Genomic DNA, 6,008 nt, shown 5'->3' with positions numbered 1-6,008 from the left:
AATTGTTGTTCTTTAAGTTGTGGAAAAGATGGCTTGGTATCACCAAACTGTTTAAAACTAATTGCTTTACCATCTCGAATTCCAAACGTGACGCGTTTCAATGACTCGATAAAGTCATAACGCTTAAACAAAAATTTCCAAAAAACAGGATATTGATTATTGGGATTTTTAAAATTAAAAATAGTATATGCCGGACTAGTAATTCCCAACTTATCAGACATTTCAAAACCCCCCTGGAAGGAACGTAAACTAATTACAAAATCAGAAGGCGACACTTTTTTATAATTATCTAATGATCCTTCATCATATTTAATGTCAATATCTAAGTCCCGGCGATAGACCATACCATTATCTTGAGTAGCAGACAAAACAGATAGCTCTGGATGATGTTTGTCTGAAATATTTATAAATAGCTCTTTAGATTTACGTTGCTCCCAAGCATCAGCAAAGCCTTTAAACCGCAGTTCTGGGACTCGTTTAGCATCCTTTTCGTTTTGTTTAGTCATGCTTAAACACCGCCTTAATCGCTTCAATCGTGGCTTGCGTTTGTTCATTCACATCAAGATCATCAACCAATGATAAAAAGTCAGCTTCACTTTGCGCGATTTGTTTATCCACATCCTGCATCTCTTTACTCAATGCCACAATGTCGATTGGAGCTTCTTCTTCAAAAGTGTCTACATAGCGTGGGATATTCAGATTATATTCATTCTCCTTAATTTCATCCATAGTAGCCAAGTGCGCGTATTTATCGACGTCTTGGCGTTTTTTATACGTGTTGATAATCTTGTCAATGTCTTGATCACGCAAAATATTTTGGTTCTTACCCTTTTCAAAGTCCTTTGAAGCATCGATAAATAGCACATCTCGATTATCACGATGCTTTTTCAAGACCATCACAATTGTTGGAATCCCAGTTGAGTAGAATAATCCAGCTGGCATCCCAATAATCGCATCAATTTGTCCTTTTTCTAACAAGGCCTTACGAATCTTACCTTCCGCAGCACCTCTGAAAAGTACCCCGTGTGGCAAAATAATTGCCATCGTGCCATCTTGATCCAAGTGGTATAAAGCATGCAAAAGAAAAGCGTAGTCAGCCTTACTCTTGGGAGCAACGGCACCGTAATCTTTAAACCGAGGATCTTTTAATCGACTCGCATCAGCATCCCATTTTTGTGAATATGGTGGATTAGCAACCACGGCATCAAAGAAGTGTGGACGATCAATGCCATCTTTATCCAATCCGTCTGGCCAATCCATTGCTAATGTATCCGCATTGCGCAGCGTCATATTGCCATAATCAACGCCATGCATCATAAGGTTCATCCGTGCTAAGTTGTAGGTGGTCGTATTTAATTCTTGACCGTAGAAACGTACGCGTCCTTTCTGCTTACCATTTGGAATTTCATCGCGTACTGTCAATAGCAATGAACCAGATCCCATCGTTGGGTCATAGATTGTAAATGAATCCTGATCTGTATTAATGTTGGCCGCTACTAATTTTGCCAAAACTTTTGAGACCTCATGTGGTGTGTAAAATTCACCGGCCTTTTTACCGGCATTGCTAGCAAACTGTTTAATCAGATATTCATAAACATCCCCTAAAATGTCGTGTCCATTTTCATCATAGTAGTCAAATTCATTAACCATTTTTGCCGTCGCAATCAATGCTTTGGTCCGTGTTGCCAGATTATTGCCCAAACGACTGTTGTTTAGGTTAACGTCGGCAAAAACCCCACGAAAATCCCGTTCGGCAAATGAATTCAACTGAGCGTTTTCTTCAAAATGGTCAAACATATTTTGGAAATCTTCGGCATTTGCCTTGCTCTCTTGAATCTTTTCAATCAAGGTTGCCCAAGTATCTTCTGGAGCAATCGCATATCCCAGTGCACCTGAGATATCTTCCAGGTAATCTTTTAAATCCTCACCCGTAGCTTCTTCTCGATACTCATCATTAATACTCTTGCCATCAATGTGGTCCAAAATATCATTGTCAACTAAATACTTTTCCTGCTTTTCCGATAAATAACGGTAGAACATAAAACCAAGAATATAGTTCCGATATTCGCTCGCGTCCATCGTTCCCCGCAATTCGTTTGCCATACTCCATAATTGGCTGGATACATCCTGTGCCTTCGACATTTTTATTCTCCTAACTCTAATACTTACGTTTCATCAAATCAGCAAAATCATTAAAAGCCTGCCGCAGATGGTTTCGATACTGTACCTTTCGTAGGTTCTTCACATCTTTGTCATGTGCCGCAGTTTTATACGAATTCTGTGCTTCTTTGATGATGTTCGTTAATTCACCTTGCGTGTCCAAATCATCATGTTCCAATGTATGCTGCTGAATCAGACGAGCAATATTCTTACGATTATTCCCGTCAGTTAGATCCATCAAGCCCCATTTTTGCATGAACCGTTCAATCTCATTTGACTCACTGCCCTTAGCAAATGACCGCATCAATTTACCGGCATCTTTACCTTGCAACGGGTAGACACCACCTTGCACAGCTCGATCAAACAATGCCTTAATAAATGCCAACAACTGAGCCGCATATTTTTCATCCTCAATCGCATTGGTGTAGCTTTGCAGCTGCTCATGCGTCTTCTTGGCCCCTGCCTCATCACCGCTGTGCAGTTGGTTGGCTAGTTGTGCCAAGAGTTCTTCAATGTAATCATAATTTACGCGCACGTCATTAACATGCTGCATCTTAAGCGATGGGATCGGCATATCGTCATCATTGTCATTGCCACGCCCACTAATCAATCTGTTCAACTTATTAGCAATGCGCCCAGTCAGTGCTGTTTCGTTTTGCTTGGTCATGCTGACTTTGGCAAGCAGCTTTTCAGGATGCTTTTCATCATATTTATCGTCCTGTTTGATCTTAACCATCAGATGATTGTACTCATGCATTTGATGCCACAATTCAACTTGTGCACTCTCACTCTTTGGTACGTCATCAAAATTACCAGTCAGCTCTTTAATCTTTTTTACGTTATCCTTCAGTTGGTCAACTAGCTCTTCATAAGATGGTTCTACGATTCCAGCCGGTTTATCAAGTAATTCCCCTTGAACCGCGGCTGATTGACGATTGGCATAAACAGTTAATGCTTTATTCATCAAATCTTCTGAATGTTGTGGCCAACGGTAGTTAACGATCCGCCCAAATGGCTTTTGATCCATATCCTGCACACGATTAGTTCGTGAATATGCCTGAATCAAGTTAGCCCCTTTCAATGTCCGATCAACGTAAAGTGTATTCAACATTGGAGCATTAAAACCGGTCAACAACTGGTCAACCACGATTACCAAATCAAGATTAACCGCATCATCGCCTAAATTTCTTGCTAAACGATTGGTTACGTCTTCGGTATACTCTTGTACCGTATCAGCGCCAAAATTGGTGCCAAACTCTGCATTATAGGCTTCAATGGCACGACTAAGGCCTCGATTGTTTTCAAGCTGATTATCACCATTGGTCGTATCCTGACTAAACGTAATTGCTACTTTTAAGTGTTGATCAGCCGGTCGCAGCTTATTTTGTCGCTGAAATTCATCAAAGTACATCATAGCCATTGGCGTTGACGCTTTACCGCCACCAACATGGGTCGTCAACATAGCACTATACAGTCCATGATTGGATCGATTTGGCCAATACTTATAGATGTCTTCAACCACCAAGCGAACATGTTCTTTATTATTGTCATATACACTTGGTTGAATCAGATCGTCCATATCGGCCGGCGTCAGATTTTTAATTCGTTCTTTGATCTGTTCATCAGTCCAAGATGGATTAAGCTTTTTAAAGAATTTTGGTAGATATTCATTTTCAAGCGTTTCCTTAGGCAGCGTGGTTTGAAAATCAACCTTGAATCCCAACACGTTACGATCAGCAATGGCTTCTCTAATCGTGTAGATATGCAGTGGATCGCCAAAGATGTCTCTAGTCGTAATCACCTTAGCCGCATCTTTTCGTTTAGGCTTATTGACGGTCTCTTCATCAAACACCGGTGTTCCAGTATATCCAACCCACGCCGAATGCGGAAAGGCCTTTTTAATATCTTTGATCATGTCGCCACTAGTCGAGCGATGAGCCTCATCAACGATAAAGACTATATGCTGCTGATCAGTATACTTATGCCGTCGCACTAAGGTTGCCATCTTTTGAGTTGACGTGACGATTACGCTGCGATCCTTTTTCTTTTTCAGTTTACGACTTAAGTCAAATACATTGGCCGTATCCATTACCACGCCGCCACCGGTTCTTTCAGGATCGTTATCGGGATCATAAGCTTGGTATTCTGCCACGGTTTGATTAGTCAAAGCAACTCGATCAACTAAAAATACCACTTTATCTACATTAGGTTGACGTGATGCCAACCATGCCGCTTTAAAGCTTGAGATCGTTTTACCAGATCCGGTTGTATGCCAAACATAGCCTAGACGCTGATCACCAGCTTCAAAGTCGTGTGACCTGATCTTATCCATTACTCGCCGCGTTGCGTAAACTTGATAAGACCGCATTACCTTAATCATCTGATGGTGTGGCGTACCATCTAAAATCATGTAATTAGTTGCCAATTGATGCGCCATTGGGATCGACAGAACTTTGGAGGCAAATAAACGCCAATCGTGAATAGGTCGATTAGTCTTTTCATCTTGCCACTCAAATGCAAAATCGGTATTAAAATGATCAGCATCATTAGGCAGTGCCATGTAGCGAATTTCATTAGGCGTCATGCCTACGATAATCTGCAGAGTTGAATAGATACCACTATACTGCCGCTCATCCAAGTATTGCCGCATCTGGTTAAATGCCTTATCAGTGCTGATTGAGTCGCGTTTTTCTTCGATTTGAATAATTGGCAAGCCATTGATCAAAAGCGTAACGTCAAAACGACGCGACTTTTTCCCACTAATAACTGGATCACGTTGAATCTGATTAACAATCTGATATACGGTATCACCGCCACCAATCTGGTCTTGGTCAAATACCGTCAAAATGATCTGCTTTCCATCCTCGTCACGTGAAACTGCTACTTGGCTTTTACCGCCAACGCCATATAAAAACATTCCCGCTTTGTATGGGTTATTGAGTCCTTCAATCTGCTGCTTCACCTGATTAAATTCGGTGTCAGATAAGGGGTTGCCATCTAGTTTATCTTGGTTATTTTGTTCAAGAATCTTTTTGAAATTAGCCCAAAGCTGGCTGGTTGTCTTAATATCTGCTGCATATTTCCATTGCTTTGTATTACCAACATGCTGTAGATATTCAATCAATTCATCTTCAAAAGCTAATTCTGCTGAGTTATTGCTCTTCATAAATTACCTTCCCAAATAGTTGTGATACATAATAAATTATAACCTTTGGTGGCGCTTTTAATGAGCATCTTACAGAGATTTTCCTAAAGAAATATAGTTATACAGTGGCAATTTCAAATTGTATAAAAATGGCAGTTTAAAAATGTATAATAACGGTAATCTCAAATTATACAATTATGGCAGTCCACTCCACTGTTAATCAAATACTGTATTACTCTACAGTGATACTATGAATGCTCTCTTATGATTATCTAACAAACGTAATCATTGTGGCTTCCATAACTTTGAAAATCTGCTTTGGCGCATTGAATGCATTCTTTATTAAAAAATCCCCACTTCATTTTTGAAGCAAGGAATTGATCTTCACCAATACGATTTGACAAAGACCCATAGATCTTCAACAATACAATTTGACAAAGACCCTTTATTTTACAAAAAACCGCCAGACGACGCACTGTCATCTGACGGTTAACCAGTTGGGCTAGCTGGGTTCGAACCAGCGCATGACGGTACCAAAAACCGTTGCCTTACCACTTGGCTATAGCCCAATAAACAAAAATGGAGGATACAGGGCTCGAACCTGTGACCCTCTGCTTGTAAGGCAGATGCTCTCCCAACTGAGCTAATCCTCCAAAAAAATAAAAGGGCTAACCAGAAGTCTTACCCTTTTAAAACATTTGCA

Annotated in this window: 2 protein-coding genes, 2 tRNA genes and 1 pseudogene; all 5 read right to left on the bottom strand. The window is 40.4% G+C overall.

The window, feature by feature from the left end; genetic code table 11:
• Positions 1–506, bottom strand: a pseudogene (locus ACLUWI_RS09835) (restriction endonuclease subunit S); the annotation flags it as partial.
• The gene (locus tag ACLUWI_RS09830) at positions 499–2,142 is read right to left on the bottom strand and encodes a type I restriction-modification system subunit M (RefSeq protein ID WP_412147175.1); all 1,644 of its coding nucleotides are present in this window, start codon (positions 2,140–2,142) and stop codon (positions 499–501) included. The pseudogene ACLUWI_RS09835 and the gene ACLUWI_RS09830, both read right to left, overlap by 8 nt.
• 16 nt (positions 2,143–2,158) lie before the next feature.
• Complete coding sequence (locus ACLUWI_RS09825; protein ID WP_412147174.1) at positions 2,159–5,326, bottom strand: type I restriction endonuclease subunit R; 3,168 nt, start codon at positions 5,324–5,326, stop codon at positions 2,159–2,161.
• 476 nt (positions 5,327–5,802) lie between these two features.
• Positions 5,803–5,874: transfer RNA gene (locus ACLUWI_RS09820), tRNA-Gln, on the bottom strand.
• An 11-nt stretch (positions 5,875–5,885) separates the two neighbouring features.
• Positions 5,886–5,958: transfer RNA gene (locus ACLUWI_RS09815), tRNA-Val, on the bottom strand.
• Positions 5,959–6,008: the final 50 nt, after the last annotated feature.

This window comes from Limosilactobacillus mucosae, assembly GCF_046939755.1.
Lineage (GTDB): Bacteria > Bacillota > Bacilli > Lactobacillales > Lactobacillaceae > Limosilactobacillus > Limosilactobacillus mucosae_A.
This window is presented reverse-complemented; position numbering and strand designations above follow the sequence as displayed.

Excerpts from the sequence above, each read along its gene's own strand:
- ACLUWI_RS09825 (WP_412147174.1), bottom strand. The coding sequence starts at position 5,326 with ATGAAGAGCAATAACTCAGCAGAATTAGCTTTTGAAGATGAATTGATT.
- ACLUWI_RS09830 (WP_412147175.1), bottom strand. The coding sequence starts at position 2,142 with ATGTCGAAGGCACAGGATGTATCCAGCCAATTATGGAGTATGGCAAAC.